General features: G+C 60.9%; 15 protein-coding genes. 6 read left to right on the top strand and 9 right to left on the bottom strand.

Features of this window, described 5'->3' with window-relative positions; translation table 11 throughout:
• Positions 1–12: 12 nt before the first annotated feature.
• Positions 13–1,212: a benzoate/H(+) symporter BenE family transporter gene (locus CGA22_RS09780; protein WP_041022374.1), complete on the bottom strand. Its 1,200-nt coding sequence runs from the start codon at positions 1,210–1,212 to the stop codon at positions 13–15.
• 323 nt (positions 1,213–1,535) lie between these two features.
• Between CGA22_RS09780 and CGA22_RS09775 the strand changes: the two genes are divergently transcribed.
• A complete protein-coding gene (locus CGA22_RS09775; RefSeq protein WP_041022373.1) occupies positions 1,536–2,924 on the top strand; it encodes a PLP-dependent aminotransferase family protein in 1,389 nt (462 codons plus the stop codon).
• A gap of 31 nt (positions 2,925–2,955) precedes the next feature.
• On the opposite strand, the gene CGA22_RS09770 is transcribed toward CGA22_RS09775, so the two are convergent.
• Positions 2,956–3,219, bottom strand: coding sequence for a YebG family protein (locus CGA22_RS09770; RefSeq protein WP_041022372.1), 264 nt, complete (start codon positions 3,217–3,219; stop codon positions 2,956–2,958).
• Between the two features lie 374 nt (positions 3,220–3,593).
• Here CGA22_RS09770 and CGA22_RS09765 point away from each other — a divergent pair, with 374 nt between their 5' ends.
• Positions 3,594–4,094: a phosphate-starvation-inducible protein PsiE gene (locus CGA22_RS09765; RefSeq protein WP_041022371.1), complete on the top strand. Its 501-nt coding sequence runs from the start codon at positions 3,594–3,596 to the stop codon at positions 4,092–4,094.
• On the opposite strand, the gene CGA22_RS09760 is transcribed toward CGA22_RS09765, so the two are convergent.
• Positions 4,091–4,402 (bottom strand): DUF3509 domain-containing protein, encoded by a 312-nt coding sequence (locus CGA22_RS09760; RefSeq protein WP_041022370.1) that lies wholly within the window; start codon positions 4,400–4,402, stop codon positions 4,091–4,093. The genes CGA22_RS09765 and CGA22_RS09760 overlap by 4 nt on opposite strands.
• Before the next feature lie 486 nt (positions 4,403–4,888).
• On the opposite strand from CGA22_RS09760, the gene CGA22_RS09755 reads away from it, so the two are divergent.
• The gene (locus CGA22_RS09755; protein ID WP_041022369.1) at positions 4,889–5,296 is read left to right on the top strand and encodes an HPF/RaiA family ribosome-associated protein; all 408 of its coding nucleotides are present in this window, start codon (positions 4,889–4,891) and stop codon (positions 5,294–5,296) included.
• Positions 5,297–5,365: 69 nt separating this feature from the next.
• Here the strand turns inward: CGA22_RS09755 and CGA22_RS09750 are convergent, their stop codons facing one another.
• Positions 5,366–6,241 (bottom strand): helix-turn-helix domain-containing protein, encoded by an 876-nt coding sequence (locus tag CGA22_RS09750; protein ID WP_041022368.1) that lies wholly within the window; start codon positions 6,239–6,241, stop codon positions 5,366–5,368.
• A 139-nt stretch (positions 6,242–6,380) separates the two neighbouring features.
• Here CGA22_RS09750 and CGA22_RS09745 point away from each other — a divergent pair, with 139 nt between their 5' ends.
• A complete protein-coding gene (locus CGA22_RS09745) occupies positions 6,381–7,298 on the top strand; it encodes a DMT family transporter (RefSeq protein ID WP_041022367.1) in 918 nt (305 codons plus the stop codon).
• 90 nt (positions 7,299–7,388) lie between these two features.
• Here the strand turns inward: CGA22_RS09745 and CGA22_RS09740 are convergent, their stop codons facing one another.
• The 5 genes from CGA22_RS09740 to norR form a co-directional block, all read right to left on the bottom strand.
• The gene (locus CGA22_RS09740) at positions 7,389–8,360 is read right to left on the bottom strand and encodes a 2-hydroxyacid dehydrogenase (protein WP_041022366.1); all 972 of its coding nucleotides are present in this window, start codon (positions 8,358–8,360) and stop codon (positions 7,389–7,391) included.
• Positions 8,361–8,563: 203 nt separating this feature from the next.
• Positions 8,564–9,313, bottom strand: coding sequence for a YkgJ family cysteine cluster protein (locus CGA22_RS09735; RefSeq protein WP_041022365.1), 750 nt, complete (start codon positions 9,311–9,313; stop codon positions 8,564–8,566).
• Between the two features lie 77 nt (positions 9,314–9,390).
• On the bottom strand, positions 9,391–9,717 hold the full coding sequence (locus CGA22_RS09730; protein WP_041022364.1) for a hypothetical protein: 327 nt from the start codon (positions 9,715–9,717) through the stop codon (positions 9,391–9,393).
• Between the two features lie 94 nt (positions 9,718–9,811).
• Positions 9,812–10,714: a chemotaxis protein gene (locus CGA22_RS09725; protein WP_041022363.1), complete on the bottom strand. Its 903-nt coding sequence runs from the start codon at positions 10,712–10,714 to the stop codon at positions 9,812–9,814.
• A gap of 250 nt (positions 10,715–10,964) precedes the next feature.
• Entirely contained in the window at positions 10,965–12,521 is a 1,557-nt protein-coding gene (gene norR, locus CGA22_RS09720; RefSeq protein WP_041022362.1) for a nitric oxide reductase transcriptional regulator NorR, read from the bottom strand.
• A 150-nt stretch (positions 12,522–12,671) separates the two neighbouring features.
• Here norR and hmpA point away from each other — a divergent pair, with 150 nt between their 5' ends.
• Positions 12,672–13,853: an NO-inducible flavohemoprotein gene (gene hmpA, locus CGA22_RS09715; RefSeq protein WP_041022361.1), complete on the top strand. Its 1,182-nt coding sequence runs from the start codon at positions 12,672–12,674 to the stop codon at positions 13,851–13,853.
• Between the two features lie 333 nt (positions 13,854–14,186).
• Complete coding sequence (locus CGA22_RS09710) at positions 14,187–14,696, top strand: disulfide bond formation protein B (RefSeq protein ID WP_041022360.1); 510 nt, start codon at positions 14,187–14,189, stop codon at positions 14,694–14,696.
• Positions 14,697–15,107 lie beyond the last annotated feature (411 nt).

Genomic DNA, 15,107 nt, shown 5'->3' with positions numbered 1-15,107 from the left:
GAGCCGTCATGATCAGTGGCCGGTAGCGACGGCGGCGCCTTTGCCTTGCCGGGTATAGGTCAGCACGAAATGCGCCACGAGGCCGAAGATCAGGCCCCAGAATGCGGCGGCCAGCCCCAGGAAACTCATGCCCGATGCGGTCACCAGGAAGGTGATCAGCGCGGCTTCCCGCTGCTTCTCATCGGCCATGGCCCCGGTCAGCCCGGCGCTGATTGCACCGAACAAGGCGAGTCCGGCGAGGGAGGCGATCAGTTCTTTCGGCAGGGCGGAAAACACCGAGGCCAGCGTCGCGCCGAAGGTGCCCATCAGGATGTAGAACACCCCGCAGGCGATGCCGGCGATGTAGCGTTTGTCGCGGTCCTCATGGGCCTCGCGGCCGGTGCAGATCGCTGCGGTAATGGCCGCCAGGTTCAAACCGTGGGAGCCGAAGGGCGCCATCAGGGCCGCGCCAATTGCAGTGACCGAAATGATAGAGCGCGCTGGCGTGTTGTAGCCCGCGGTCCGTAGCACGGCCATGCCCGGTACGTACTGGCCGGTGAGGGTCACCAGCGCCAAGGGCAGGCCGATGTTGATGATCGCGTGCCAACTCCATTCCGGGGCGATAAAGACCGGATGGGCCACTTCGATGGTAATCGAGCCACTGTTGAGCTCTCCGAACACGGCGGCCATCGCGCAGCCGACCACCAGCACCGACAGAATCGCGTAGCGCGGCGAAAAGCGCTTGCAGAGCAGGTAAGCCGCAATCATCGACAGCACCAACGCCGGCTGCAGCTTGATCGACGTGAACAGCTCTGCGCCGAAGCGGAACAGGATGCCGGCGAGCATGGCGGCGGCGATGGCTTTGGGCAGGCGGCTCATCAATTTGTCGAATGCGCCGGACAAACCCACCACGGCTATGATCAACGACGCCACCACATAGGCGCCGATGGCCTGGGGCAAGGTGACGGTCGGCAGCATCGACACCAGCAATGCCGCCCCCGGTGTCGACCATGCGGTGATCACCGGAACACGCAGGCGCCAGCTCAGGAACAGGCCGGTGATCCCGCTACCGATGGAAATGGCCCAGATCCATGAGGACACCACGTCGTTGGACAGGTGTGCCTCCTTGGCTGCCTGGAACACGATGATGAGGGGGCCGGCGTAGGAGATGATCACGGCGATAAAGCCCGCAATGATCGCTGACAGGGATAGATCCTTTTTGAGTGTGGCCATGATGTCTCGACTTGGCGCGGCAGGAGCGCGCTGTGATCAGGGAGGGATTGAGTCGATTGATTCGATTCTTAATGAGTGTATTTGAAAAAATTGAGTTGATTCAATGGTTCGAGAGAAGGCTTCGAGATGCTTTTTCTATGTTGTTTATTAACTATTTGATTTATTTGAATATATATTTTTTAAGAATTGCCGTTTGAACAGGGCTTGGCGATTGAATATCGAATCAATCGACTCAATGCGACGATTGTGCCCGTTGTAAGTGGCCTAACCTCGATGTGATATGCTCGCAAATTCATCATTTCCACGATGGGCAGCGATCATTCATGTGGGTTCCCCAGCTAAGTGAGTTCAACCAGCCGATGTACCTGTCGATTGCCGATGCGTTGGCGCGGGACATTGGCAATGGCGTGCTGAACGAGGGCGACCGCTTGCCGACCCTGCGGGAATTGGCCAATGCCTTGAATGTCACGCCGGGTACCATCAGCCGGGCCTATGGAGAAGCCCATCGACGCCGGCTGGTGCAGGGAGAGGTGGGGCGTGGCACGTATGTGCTCAGCCAGCAGCCATTGGATCTGCCGACAACCCATGGCACCGCGCCGTTGAACCTGGGGCAACCCGAGTTGCTCGATCTCTCGATCATCAAGCCTTCCAGCGAAACCCTGGAGTACTGGTTGCGTGGCGCGCTGGTGGGTATGGCGAAAAGCACTGATTTTGCCGGCGCCCTGGATTACGCCCCGGACGGCGGCCACCCGGCCCATCGTGAGGCAGGCGCACAGTGGTTGCGCCATTCATTGCCCGATGCGCAATGGCAGCAAGTGGTGATCACCGCCGGGGCCCAGCATGGCTTGATGGTCGCGATGAGCGCCCTGACCAACGCCGGTGACCTGGTCCTCTGCGAAGCGCTTTGCTACCCGGGCATCATATCGCTGGCCCATGGCCTCGAACGTCGCCTGCGCGGTGTGCCGATGGACGACGAAGGCATCATCCCCGAGGCGTTGCGTGAACTGTGTTTGCGAGAGAAACCGGCGATGCTGGTATGCGTGGCGACGTGCCAGAATCCGACGACGGCGATCATGTCGCAAAAGCGACGGGCCCAGATTGCCGCATTGGCCGAAGAGTTCGATTTCATCATCCTGGACGATGATATCTATGGTTTCCTCGCCACCGATCCGTCGACCAAACCGCTGTCGGCTTTTGCGCCGGATCGGTCGGTGTACCTGACCAGCCTGTCGAAGTCGGTCATGCCGGCGCTTCGGGTCGGTTATCTCTACAGTCCGCCGAAACTGCTGTCGCGGCTGACCTCGATGGTGCGCAGCAGCGTCTGGATGCCGTCACCGTTGACCGCACAACTGGCGAGCAATGTGATCACCGAAGGCCTGGACAAGAAACTGGTTCGCATCCAGCGCAACGAAGCTGCCGGACGACAAGCGATTGCCCGGGAAATCTTTGCCGGCTTCGAACTCAAGTCCGAGCCCTATGCGTACCATGTCTGGTTGACGCTGCCCGAACCCTGGACCGGCGACGAGTTCACCATGCTGGCCCGGGCCAACGGTGTACTGGTGCTCAGTGGCTCGCAGTTCCAGGCTGAACGCGCCGGGACCAGCCGAAGCGTAAGGGTGGTGCTGATGTCCCCTACCAGCCAGGACGAGCTGCGTTTCGCCCTGACCAAGCTGGCCAGCCTGATCGATTCAGACCCGCGCCGTTACTATTGAGTCGCCACGCCGTCGAGCCGATATAGCAGGCTCACTCGCTTCCTTCGGAACCCAGAAGTTCCCCGAGGGCGGCCGCGTTGCTTTTGAAGGCTGCTGCAAACGCCGCTCTGTTTTTTGCCATGAAGATGCTCGCATCCTCAGCCTGTTTTTCATCCAGGCCTTGCACATTCTTCATCAGAACAGTGGTCAGCACCTCCGCCAGTTCAAGCATCTGGTCATGGGCATCAGCGAGCTTACGGTCCAAAAACGTAGTCTCCAAATCACGTGTACTGCGGTACAGAATCTCAACAGCCATGGCTGGCCTCTCGTTTGTTTGCGTGTCTGCCGCAAGCCTGGGAAGCCAGGCCGCGGAATCTATAAAAATCCAAGCATCACGGCTTCGGAGCACGACGGATGGTTCCGTCTTGCGCATCTTTAAACCGATTTGTTACGAATACTGTATTTATATACAGGTTGGAGAATAAGCGAATCCTTTCGCTTTGGGTAGTGGCTTTTTAATGTAGACCGGTTTCGGTATTTGTCGTGGGCGTGCGGTTGGCTCGCATTGGACGTGTCGGTTGCCGGCCTTTCGCCATCTCAGTTACCGCCGCTGGCCTTTTTTCTGCATGCAGAACAACCGTCACGTCCAACCCGCATCATTCGGTCGAGTCGACCTAAGGAAACCGCATCGTGAAAATCAACTGGGCCGAGAACCTGCGCCAGAATGTCCATCAGTTGGCCGAGTCCCTGGGCAACCTGTTCGTCGAGACGTTCCACTACCTGGCGCTGTTCGCCATCGGGGCGGTGACCGCATGGGCGGCGGTCATGGAGTTTTTGCAGATGATCGAGGCAGGGCATATCAAGATCGACGATATCCTGCTGCTGTTCATCTATCTGGAATTGGGCGCGATGGTCGGGATCTACTTCAAGACCAACCACATGCCGGTACGGTTTCTGATCTACGTAGCCATCACGGCATTGACCCGCCTGCTGATCTCCAACGTTTCCCACCACAGCCCGCCGGACCTGGGGATCATCTACCTGTGCGGTGGGATCCTGCTGCTGGCGTTCTCGATTCTGGTGGTGCGCTACGCGTCGTCGCAGTTCCCATCGGTGAAGATCGAGCACCCGCACCGTAAGGTCGGCGCGGGTTCCAGCGAGCATGCGGAAATAGAAAAGGGAGAAATCTAAAGACTGGCCGAGGCCGGGCCTTGCGGGCGCGGTGGTGGCAGCTTGACGTTGTCACCGCCGGTCATGGCTTCGAGGATCGCCACGGCGCTGTGACCCTGCTCGATGGCAATGCCGAACTGAATGCTTTGCACCAGGCGCTTGAGCCGTTCCGGGTCGTTGCGCTGCTGGGCGCTGATCATGCGCTTGGCGACGATCCGTCCGGCCCTGGACAGGGTCAGCATGATGCTGCCGTCGAGGCCCTGGATGCTCAGGTTGATTTGATATTGCGGCGCAAAAGCGTCGGTAATGATCTGAAAAGGGTTGTCCATGATGCGTCACCGCCTGATTGAACGTGCAGTTGTTGACCGGCCGTGATCGGGATTAGTTCGCAATACCGGACCACCGGCCATTCCATGATCGTGTTCCATCGCTGGGTGCAAGCAACCATCAGCTGAGGGCCGCCTGCGACCGCTGCAACAAGACGATAGCAAGGGGCATGCCGGAAAAAACGTCGGTCAATGTTCGCGGCGAGATAGCTCGCGACGCTCTGGAACGGGACCCCGGGGCTGCCCGTTTCGGGGCGGGATGTTCGTTGACGGTGCGGGGCGGGGCGCAAAATTGCGAAGGATGGCGGGGGCGAGGAAACTCCCGACATTAACAGCGCTTTTGCCCGTTGTCCGGCTTTATTTGCAAATGAATATTTATCTTTTTGAAGGGCTTGAATTGTTCCTCGGGCAGCCCGACTCTGTACTCAAGGGGCCGTTACGCCAACGTCGACAGGCCCCTGGCGAGCTAGCCGAAATAAGGGATGAACTATGCAAATCCAAGTCAACAGCGATAACCATATTCAAAGCAGCATCCGACTGGAGGAGTGGGTACGTACTACCATCGAAAGCACGCTCGAACGTTATGAGGAAGACCTGACACGGGTCGAGGTCCATCTGGGGGATGAGAACGGCGCCAAGCCTGGTCCCCATGATCTGCGCTGCCAGATCGAAGCCCGGCCAAAGGGCCATCAACCGATTTCCGTGACACACAAGGCCGGTTCGCTGGAGGCAGCGATCGAGGGCGCGGCAACGAAGTTGGAGAATGCCCTGGAACACCTGTTCGGCAAGCTGCGTGGCAAACGCGCCACAGTGGTCCAGACCGAATCCGTGGCCCTGGCCGATGCGATGCTGGAAGAAGAATTCCTGGAGAACGAGCGGGCCACCCGTCACGGCTGAAACCTCGTTCATCTTTAATCCCAACTGAAAACGGGCCTGCAATAGCAGGCCCGTTTCGTTTACCCGCTATCAGCGCAAGAAGGCCTGCCGATACTCCCCAGGCGTTGCCCCCAATGCCTGGCGGAAACGGTGGGTGAAGTGACTGGCGCTGGCGAACCCGCAAGCCAGTGCCACGTCGCCCAGCGGTTGTGAGGTGTTGCGCAGCAGGTGCCGCGCCTGTGCCAGGCGTCTCGCCAACACGTATTGGTGGGGGGGCAGTCCAAAGCTTTCGCGGAACATCCGGGCAAAGTGGTATTCGGACAGCGCACACAGCGCCGCCAGTTGCCCGAGGCTGATGGCCTCGGCCAGATGGCTGTCGATGTAGTCCACCAGCAATCGGCGCTGATGCGCAGCCAGCCCGCCTTTGAGGCGCAGGTCCTGGCGCTGGCCGACCTGGCTGAGCAGCAGGTGATTGAGCAGTTCGTGGGCCAGGCTGGTGGTCAGCAGGCGCTCGCCGGGTTCGTCCCAGTTCAGGGCGATCAACTGGCGAAAGCGTTGCGCCTGTTGCTCGTCGTCGAGGAACGTCGCCTCGCGCAGTTGCACTTGCCGGGGCTCGCGATCCAGTAGCGTGACGCAACCGAGGGCGAATTGTTCGGCGCTGAAATACAGGTGGGCGAGACGAATGTCGCCGTTGATGACCCAGGCCGACTCGTGGCCCGCCGGCAGGACGCAGAGTTTGTCGGGGGCCCCGAGCGTGTCGGGCCGTTCGCGACGAAAGGTACCGGTGCCGCCGGCGATGTAGCAGGACAGCGTGTGGTGGGTCGGGGCCTCGTAGTGCCGAGCATCATGATGATTGCTCCACAAAGCGGCCGCCATGCCATCACCGAGCTCGGCACTGTGCTCCAGACGGGCGTTGGGCGAGCTGTTGAGGGCTTGGAAGACTTGCAGGGTTTGCAGTGTGGGCATGATCGGTTATCTCCAACGCCTTGCATCCTACTCCGTTGGACGATCCGTGCCAGCCTGCACGCCGACAAAACCGCAAGTTTACGCAAGTGCCCGGTGGGTGGCGGCGTGACACTGAACGCCATTGTCAGGAGCCGTCACCATGAACCTCTCGCTATACCTGCTTACCGTACTCATCTGGGGCACCACCTGGATTGCATTGAAACTGCAATTGGGGGTCGTCGCCATCCCGGTATCGATTGTCTATCGCTTCGGTCTCGCGGCCCTGATCCTGTTCGCAATGCTCCTGCTCAGTCGGCGCCTGCAGGTGATGAACCGGCGTGGCCATTTGATCTGCCTGGCCCAGGGGCTGTGCCTGTTCTGCATCAATTTCATGTGTTTCCTCACGGCCAGCCAGTGGATCCCCAGCGGCCTGGTGGCGGTGGTGTTCTCCACAGCCACGTTGTGGAATGCCCTCAATGCCCGCGTGTTCTTCGGTCAGCGGATCGCCCGTAACGTGCTGTTGGGCGGTGCGTTGGGGTTGTCGGGGCTGGGGCTGTTGTTCTGGCCGGAATTGGCCGGTCATCATGCGAGCCCGCAGACGCTGCTCGGATTGGCGTTGGCATTGCTGGGCACGTTGTGTTTTTCGGCGGGCAATATGCTCTCGAGCCTGCAACAAAAGGCCGGGCTCAAGCCGCTGACCACCAATGCCTGGGGCATGGCCTACGGCGCGACGATGCTGGCGGGGTGGTGCCTGTTCAACGGGATTGCTTTCGATATGGAATGGAACCTGCGCTACATCGGTTCGCTGCTGTACCTGGTAATCCCAGGCTCGGTAATCGGCTTTACCGCTTACCTGACGCTGGTGGGGCGCATGGGGCCGGAGCGGGCGGCGTATTGCACGGTCCTGTTCCCGGTGGTGGCGTTGAATGTCTCGGCGTTTGTCGAAGGCTACCACTGGACGGCGCCGGCGCTGGCCGGGCTGGTATTGGTGATGCTGGGGAACGTGCTGGTGTTTCGTAAGCCTCGCCCAGCGGCGCCCGGTGTCGCACTTTGTGGGAGCAAGGCTTGCCCGCGATGAAAGCGACGCGCTCTGTCAGAAGCCGAGGCGTTCGTTTCGCGGGCAAGCCGTGCTCCCACAAAGCGGGGCGATGGGATGCGGCGCCGGCTTCTACTTCCAGACTTGCGGGTTGACCAGGTTCTGCGGCCGTTCACCCAACAGCGCACTGCGCAAATTATCCACCGCGAGATTGGCCATGGCTTCACGGGTTTCGTGGGTGGCCGAGCCGATGTGCGGCAGGGTGACGGCGTTCTTCAGCTGGAACAGCGGCGATTCGGCCAACGGCTCCTTCTCGTAGACGTCCAGGCCGGCGCCGCGGATGCGGTTGTTCTGCAAGGCCTCGATCAACGCCGGCTCATCCACCACCGGGCCGCGGGAGATGTTGACCAGGATTGCGCTTGGCTTCATCAACGCCAGTTCCCGCTGTCCGATCAGGTGGCGGGTCTTTTCACTCAGGGGCACGACGAGGCAGACGAAGTCCGCTTCGGCCAACAACTGGTCCAACTCTCGAAACTGCGCGCCCAGCTGGTGTTCCAGTTCGGTCTTGCGGCTGTTGCCGCTGTACAGGATCGGCATGTTGAACCCCAACCGGCCACGCCGGGCAATGGCCGCGCCGATGTTGCCCATGCCGACGATGCCCAGGGTCTTGCCGTGCACGTCGCTGCCAAACAGTTGCGGTCCCACCGTCGCCTGCCATTGCCCGGCCTTGGTCCAGGCATCCAGTTCCGCTACGCGACGGGCACTGCTCATCAGCAGGGCGAAGGCCAGGTCGGCGGTGCTTTCGGTGAGCACGTCGGGGGTGTTGGTGAGCATGATCCCGCGTTCATTGAAGTAGGCCAGGTCGTAGTTGTCGTAACCCACCGACACACTGGCGACCACCTGCAGGTTCGCGGCGCCTTGCAGTTGCTCGCGACCGAGTTTGCGGCCGACACCGATCAGGCCGTGGGCATGGGGCAAAGCTTCGTTGAACTGTGCGTTGATGTCGCCCTTCGATGGGTTCGGCACGATCACGTCGAAGTCCTGTTGTAGGCGCTCGACCATCTGGGGCGTGATACGGCTGAAGGCAAGTACGGTTTTTTTCATCGTGCAAGGCTCGTCTTGGAGGCAATACCAAGCACGCTAACATTCTCTGCGAGGGTTAGGCGAGAGGGGAGTGCAGGTTATGAAGTGGAATGACCTGTGGGAGCGAGCCTGCTCGCGATGGCGGCGGTTCAGCCAGCGTTGATGTTGACTGACATACCGCTATCGCGAGCAGGCTCGCTCCCACAAAGGGACTTGTGTTGCCCCTAGGCCACCCGCAGCGAAATGAACGCGCAATCGGGGGCTGCTCCAGTCACCACTCGTGCGCCACCGGCCGTGACCTCGCGGGCGACGTCATCCCCGGACAGATGGAACTGCCATTCACCGGTTTCCGACTCAGTTGGCCGCAAGCGCACCTGATCGATGGCCGCCGCGAACGCTGTCATGTCTGGCAGATAGGCGGCAAACCCGTCGCCTTTCAGCGCAGTGGTGCGGATGCCCAGGGCCGCACAGATGCGCTCCTTGATCGCGATCTCCTCACGATCAGCCTGGCGCGAGCGTTCGATCAGCTCGGCCAGTTCTTTATCAACCAGTTTCCCGCCGACGATCAATTGCGGACCGGTTTCCCAGGATTCCGGGGGGCAGTCCTTGGCCGCGATATTGAGCGGGATATGCGGGTTGATTTCCATCGGATAGATCCGACACACCAGCGGCCTGCGTTCGTAGATGCGGCACAGGTTTTCTTCGTCGAGATTGTGGCAACGGCCGGGGTTATAAGCGGCGAAGGTGATCGCCACGAAGGCATCGGTGCACCCGCTCCGGACCTTCACGGAGCGGCGTTCGGCATGCTCGCGTTGCGCCGCCGGCAGGCCGAGGCCATTGGGCAGGAAGGCTTCCACCAGGACGATGACCTGACCGCCGTCGCTTGCCCACATCCGGGCTTCGTCGAGGGTCAGGGGAACGTGGTGGCCAGAGCAGCATTTGCCGCAGCCTACGCAGGAAAACGTTATATTCATTGAGCGACCGGTCGAGAGCTGAAAGGCGGCGACAGAAAAACGCCGTGACGAGCCTCGCGAAGCAAGTTATGCGCCACTCATTGCTCGGTCGCGGCGGGGCGGATCGAGTCCCACTCGGTCACATGGGCCGTCTTGGTTTTCTTGCGGTAGAGACACAGTTCGGTACCGGTCGCTCCTTTCATGTGTTTCTGCGGGTATTGGCCTTGCAGCAACAGCGCGGTGTAGCCGACCCGGTCGTCGAATTGCGCGGCGGTGCCCACCGGCTCGGCGTTCTTCAAGCCACTGGCCTTGATGCAGCTGGCCAGCACGGCTTTGTCGTAGGCGGCCCAGGCCTCCGGGCTGGAGGCTTGGGCCTGGGAGGCCAGGGCAGTGAAGCCAAGGAGAATCAATGTGCGGATGTTCATCGGGATGTCTCGTTCCGGAAAGTCAGGGCAAAAGTATGCCTGAGGTTGCCGGACCCTCCCACGTCGGAACGCAGGAGCAAGTCATCGGTACAACTCAGTGGCCTTGCTCGGCCACTGCCTTGGCCGCCGTGATCAGGCATTTGGTCAGCTCTGGCGAGGAAAACTTGGTCAGTACCCCATTGGCGCCGGCCAGCCGCGCCTTTTCACTGTTCATGGCGCTGTCCAGCGAGGTGTGCAGCAACACGTAGAGGTGGGCGAAGTCCGGTGTTTCCCGCAGGGTGCGGGTGAGGGCGTAACCGTCCATCTCCGACATTTCGATGTCGGAGACGATGAGGTTGATCTGGTTGTCCGTGCCTTGCAGGTCCAACAGGCATTCGATGGCTTCCTTGGCGCTGCGGGCGGTGTGGCATTGCAGGCCCAGGTTGCGCAGGGTGTATACCGATTGTTGCAGCGCCACCTGGCTGTCATCGACCACCAGGATCCGTGCGTTGCCTAGCACTTCGGCATCTTCCATGCTCAGTTCGGTGGGCGCGGTTTCGATCTGCGCCGGGGCGATGCCATGGATGACCTTCTCGATGTCCAGCACCTGCACCAGCGTGCCGTCCACCGACGTCACGCCGGTGATGAATGCGCGGTTACCGCCGGAGCCGTAAGGCGGCGGCTTGATGTCGGTGGTCAGGCAATGGACGATCTTGCTCACCGCCTGCACATGCAGGCCCTGCTTGGAGCGGCTGACATCGGTGACGATCAGGCAGCCGCCATCCGGATCTTCCAGCGGCCGCTCACCGATGGCACGGCTCAGGTCAATCACCGACAGCGATGTGCCACGCAGGGTCGCGATGCCTTTCACATGTGGATGCGACTCCGGCAGTTTGGTCAGTGGCGGGCAGGGGATGATCTCGCTGACCTTGAGCAGGTTGATTGCCATCAGCTTGCCGCTGCGCAAGGTAAACAGCAGAAGCGAAAGTGAATCTGCGCGGGCTTTGTTGGAAGACATAAAAACCTTCTGTGTAGAAAGGTGGGGCGAACGTGGAGATCGCCAAAACAGCTTTTGATATCGGGTTATCGACTTGTTGGGGGCAGGCTTTAGGGTGAAAGCCCGGATCGTTGTAACAAGGCGCTTGTGGCGAGGGAGCTTGCTCCCGCTTGGGTGCGCAGCGCCCATTAAAGATAGGGTTGCTGCGCAACGCAGCGGGAGCAAGCTCCCTCGCCACGAAAGCTCTCGTTCCACAAAAGCGTCTGGAAGATTATTTGAGCCCCAACCGCCGCGCCATCCGTCCCAGGTTCGCCCGATCCAGCCCCAGTTCCCGGGCGGCGCTGGCCCAGTTGTGCTGATGGCGTTCCAGGCTGGCGCTGATCAGCCGGCGCTGGAAATCATCCATGGCTTCGCGCAGGTCTCCCGTCACGGGGGTGATCGCCAGCGAAGGGTGTGTCGCTGAAGGCTCGGACGTTGGCTCGGAGGCCTGGGGCAAGTCCAGGTCCTGGGCACCCAGGCTGAGGATCTTCGGGCGCACCGGGCATCTGCCCAGCGCTTTCAGGGCGCTACGGCCAATCAGGTGTTCCAGTTCGCGCACGTTACCCGGCCAGTCGTAGGCCAGCAGTGCGGCTTGGGCGTCGCTGCTCAGGCGCAGGCTGTTAAGGCCCATGCGCGAGCGGTTCTGCTCCAGGAAAAAACCGCTGAGCAGCAGTACATCGCGGCCGCGATCCCGCAGCGCCGGTACCTGCAAGGGATACACGCTCAAGCGGTGATAGAAGTCGGCCCGATAGCGGCCATTGCGCACCTCTTCGGCCAGGTCGCGATTGGTGGCGGCGATCAGGCGCACGTCGACCCGGTGTTCCTTGTCCGAGCCCAGGCGCTGCAACTGGCCGCTCTGCAGCACGCGCAGCAGTTTGGCCTGGACGGTCAGGGACAACTCACCGACTTCGTCGAGGAACAACGTGCCACCATCGGCCAGCTCGAACTTGCCGCGTCGGTCGCTCGTCGCCCCGGTGAACGCGCCGCGTACGTGGCCGAAGAGTTCGCTTTCCACCAGTGTGTCCGGCAGGGCGGCGCAATTGAGGCTGATCAGCGGCTGCTCGGCGCGCTTGGAGGCCGCATGAATGGCTTGCGCGACCAGCTCCTTGCCGACGCCGGTTTCACCGGTGATCAACACGGTCAGGTCGCTGCCGCCCACCAGATTGATCTCTTCCACCAGGCGTTTATGGACCTTGCTCTGGCCGACCATGTCGCGGGGTTGCTGGCCGCTGGCCTGGCGATAGACCTCGGCACGGCGGTGTTCGTCTTCGGCTTTCAACGCCAGGCGTTCGATGCGTTCGGCGGCGCTGACCGTGGCGGCGGCGAGGCTGGCGAAGGCCTGCAGCGCACCAAGGTCGATGGGTTCGAAGCGCTCCGGATCCAGGGAATCAAGGGTCAGCAGGCCCCATGGGCGTTCGTCGACGAACAGCGGACAGCCCATGCAATCGTGAACTTCCAGATGCTCGTCGAGGCCTTCGACCAACCCGTCGTAGGGATCGGGCAGGTCGCTGTCGGTGGCGAAACGGGTGGGGTGCGGGTTGGCCAGCAGCGCTTCGAAGCGCGGGTGTTCACTGACCCGGAAACGCCGACCCAAGGTGTCGGTGCTCAAGCCGTCCACCGCCAGCGGCACCAGGCAGTCCCCGTCCAGCCGCAACAACGCCGCCGCGTCGCAGGGCAGCAAGGCGCGCAGGGCACCGAGCAAGCGGCGATAGCGCTCGCCTTCAGGCAGTTCGCGGGACAAGTCCGCTACCAGTGGGAGCAGGGAAGTCAGCAGGGAGGTTGCGGTCATAATGACTCCGTGTAGTCGAAAAGACTATATTCTTGCTCGTGTCTTAATGACTACTTTATTTTTAACTTGCTGAAAATAAAGAGAAATATTTGTGGCACGAAAACTGATAAGCATGAGTATCCGTTTCCGTAACACGCGAGGAGTCACCTTATGCTCACCCGGGAAGAACGCGCCATTATTCGCTCCACCGTTCCATTGCTTGAAAGCGGTGGTGAAGCGCTCATCACGCACTTCTACCGCATGATGCTCTCCGAATACCCCCAGGTTCGACCGCTGTTCAACCAGGCCCACCAAGCCAGCGGCGATCAGCCTCGGGCCCTGGCCAACGGCGTGTTGATGTATGCACGGCACATCGACCAGCTCGACCAACTGGGTGACCTGGTGGCGAAAATCGTCAACAAGCACGTCGCCTTGCAGATCGAGCCACAGCATTATCCGATTGTCGGTTCCTGTTTGTTGCGGGCGATTGCCGAAGTGCTGGGCAACGAGATCGCCACGCCTGAAGTGATCTCCGCCTGGGGCGCTGCCTATAACCAGCTGGCCGATATCCTGATCGGCGCCGAAGCAGGCATGTATGACCAGAAAGCCGCCGCCCCGGGTGGCTGGCGAGGCGAGCGGGAGTTCATCCTGGTGGCCAAGGTCCAGGAAAGCTCGGAGATCACTTCGTTCTACTTCGAACCAGCGGACAAGGGGCCGATTCTGCTGGCCGAGCCGGGTCAATACATCGGCATGAAACTGTTCCTGGAGGGTGAGGAAGTGCGTCGCAACTACTCGCTGTCGGCACTGGCGGACAACGGCCAGTACCGGATCAGCGTCAAGCGCGAGCCGGGTGGACGGGTATCGAACTACCTGCATCATGATTTGCAGATTGGCAGCAGCCTCCAGTTGTTCCCGCCGTCCGGGGATTTCTACCTGACTGCCAGCGACAAGCCACTGGTGCTGATCAGCGGTGGCGTCGGCATCACCCCGACCCTGGCAATGCTGCAGGCGGCGTTGCAAACCGAACGGCCGATACATTTCATTCACTGCGCCCGTAATGGTCGCGCCCACGCCTTCCGTGAGTGGATCGACGACCTGGCCAAGCGGCATCCGCAACTCAAGCGTTTCTATTGCTATGACGAAGACGACGGCTTGAGCGAGGCGGCCGACCGGATCGGCTTGTTGAACCAGGAACAACTGGCCCAGTGGCTGCCGGAACAGCGTGACCTGGATGCCTACTTCCTGGGGCCGAAGGGCTTCATGGCGGCCGTGAAGCGTCATCTCAAGGCCCTGGGCGTGCCGGATGGGCAGAGCCGCTACGAGTTCTTCGGGCCGGCTGCGGCGCTGGAGTAAATATTCAGCATTGATGCAAGCTGACCCACCGCTATCGCGAGCAGGCTCGCTCCCACATTGGATTCGGGGTGTACGCAGCATTTGCATGCACCATCGGGCCCTGTGGGAGCGAGCCTGCTCGCGAAGGGGCCGGCATGCCTCACACAACCTCCAACTGAAGCCTTCGCTCGCGCGAAGTTAATCGGCGCTTAACTTTTCTTCTGTCTATTCCCCCTCAAAGTTGGCGCAAGCCGCTCGTTCACTGTCATGGCCAACGTGTAGACTTCGGCCATCCGACAGCGCGCCGAGTGTCGCAAGGCTGTGCGTCGATCCATGCATTCAAAGGAAAAGGCAATGAGTGAGGAAATGATGCGGTTGGGCCGCGAGCGTCGCTATCTGGTGCTGCTGGGGCTGATCTGCCTGGCGCTGATCGGTGGTGCGCTGTACATGCAGGTGGCCTTGGGGGAAGCACCGTGCCCGCTGTGCATCCTGCAGCGTTATGCGCTGTTGCTGATCGCGATCTTCGCGTTCATCGGCGCGGCCATGCGCACCCGTCGCAGCCTGACGATTCTCGAGGGGATTGTGGTGCTCTGCGCCCTGGCCGGTGCGGGAGTGGCGGGGCATCACGTGTATACCCAGTTCTTCCCGGCTGTCAGTTGCGGTATCGATGTGCTGCAACCGATTGTCGACGATCTGCCGCTGGCGAAGATCTTCCCGCTGGGGTTCCAAGTCGATGGGTTCTGCTCCACCCCATACCCGCCGATCCTGGGCCTGTCCCTGGCACAATGGGCGCTGTTGGCCTTCGTACTGATCGTGGTGCTGGTGCCCTTGCTGGTGTCGCGTAACCGCAAGACCCTTCGCTGAAACACTTGCTGAAACGCCCCGGTTTTCCTGTTGGAGAACCGGGGTGTTTTGCATTTCAGTGATGGGAGGGATCGGCCTTGATCCGGGACAAGAATGACCTGCGACACTGTGCGACACGTTGTCACATATCCCCAGGTTACAGGGGCGTTCGCAGTAGGGATATGCGCCTCGTCCTGTAACAAAAAACCGGTCGGACCTGCGATGCCCTCCACCTTTGTGAAGTCGGCAGCAGGCATTTCTAACAGCGCAACGCCACTCGGCGAGCCCCCCGAAAAACGGGCGCTTGCCAGGCAAAATACCTCAACCCGTTCCGTTCATGCTGTCTGAATCGGGCGTAGTAGACCTACCTTTTTTGGGGTTCTTGTTGAGAATCAATTTCGATAACATGCCGGACCGTTGCGGTATCGGGAA

It is taken from the genome of Pseudomonas sp. PSB18, from assembly GCF_014596565.1.
In the GTDB taxonomy this organism is placed as follows: domain Bacteria; phylum Pseudomonadota; class Gammaproteobacteria; order Pseudomonadales; family Pseudomonadaceae; genus Aquipseudomonas.
The sequence above is the reverse complement of the archived record's forward strand: the minus strand, read 5'-3'. Positions and strand labels throughout refer to the sequence as shown.

Bases quoted from the DNA above. Each gene is read 5' to 3' on its own strand.
- CGA22_RS09770 (WP_041022372.1), bottom strand. From the start codon at position 3,219: ATGGCTGTTGAGATTCTGTACCGCAGTACACGTGATTTGGAGACTACG.
- CGA22_RS09735 (WP_041022365.1), bottom strand. From the start codon at position 9,313: ATGAATATAACGTTTTCCTGCGTAGGCTGCGGCAAATGCTGCTCTGGC.
- CGA22_RS09755 (WP_041022369.1), top strand. From the start codon at position 4,889: ATGCAAATCCAAGTCAACAGCGATAACCATATTCAAAGCAGCATCCGA.
- CGA22_RS09780 (WP_041022374.1), bottom strand. From the start codon at position 1,212: ATGGCCACACTCAAAAAGGATCTATCCCTGTCAGCGATCATTGCGGGC.
- CGA22_RS09725 (WP_041022363.1), bottom strand. From the start codon at position 10,714: ATGTCTTCCAACAAAGCCCGCGCAGATTCACTTTCGCTTCTGCTGTTT.
- CGA22_RS09730 (WP_041022364.1), bottom strand. From the start codon at position 9,717: ATGAACATCCGCACATTGATTCTCCTTGGCTTCACTGCCCTGGCCTCC.
- CGA22_RS09750 (WP_041022368.1), bottom strand. From the start codon at position 6,241: ATGCCCACACTGCAAACCCTGCAAGTCTTCCAAGCCCTCAACAGCTCG.
- norR (WP_041022362.1), bottom strand. From the start codon at position 12,521: ATGACCGCAACCTCCCTGCTGACTTCCCTGCTCCCACTGGTAGCGGAC.
- CGA22_RS09775 (WP_041022373.1), top strand. From the start codon at position 1,536: ATGTGGGTTCCCCAGCTAAGTGAGTTCAACCAGCCGATGTACCTGTCG.
- CGA22_RS09760 (WP_041022370.1), bottom strand. From the start codon at position 4,402: ATGGACAACCCTTTTCAGATCATTACCGACGCTTTTGCGCCGCAATAT.
- CGA22_RS09740 (WP_041022366.1), bottom strand. From the start codon at position 8,360: ATGAAAAAAACCGTACTTGCCTTCAGCCGTATCACGCCCCAGATGGTC.
- CGA22_RS09745 (WP_041022367.1), top strand. From the start codon at position 6,381: ATGAACCTCTCGCTATACCTGCTTACCGTACTCATCTGGGGCACCACC.
- CGA22_RS09710 (WP_041022360.1), top strand. From the start codon at position 14,187: ATGAGTGAGGAAATGATGCGGTTGGGCCGCGAGCGTCGCTATCTGGTG.
- hmpA (WP_041022361.1), top strand. From the start codon at position 12,672: ATGCTCACCCGGGAAGAACGCGCCATTATTCGCTCCACCGTTCCATTG.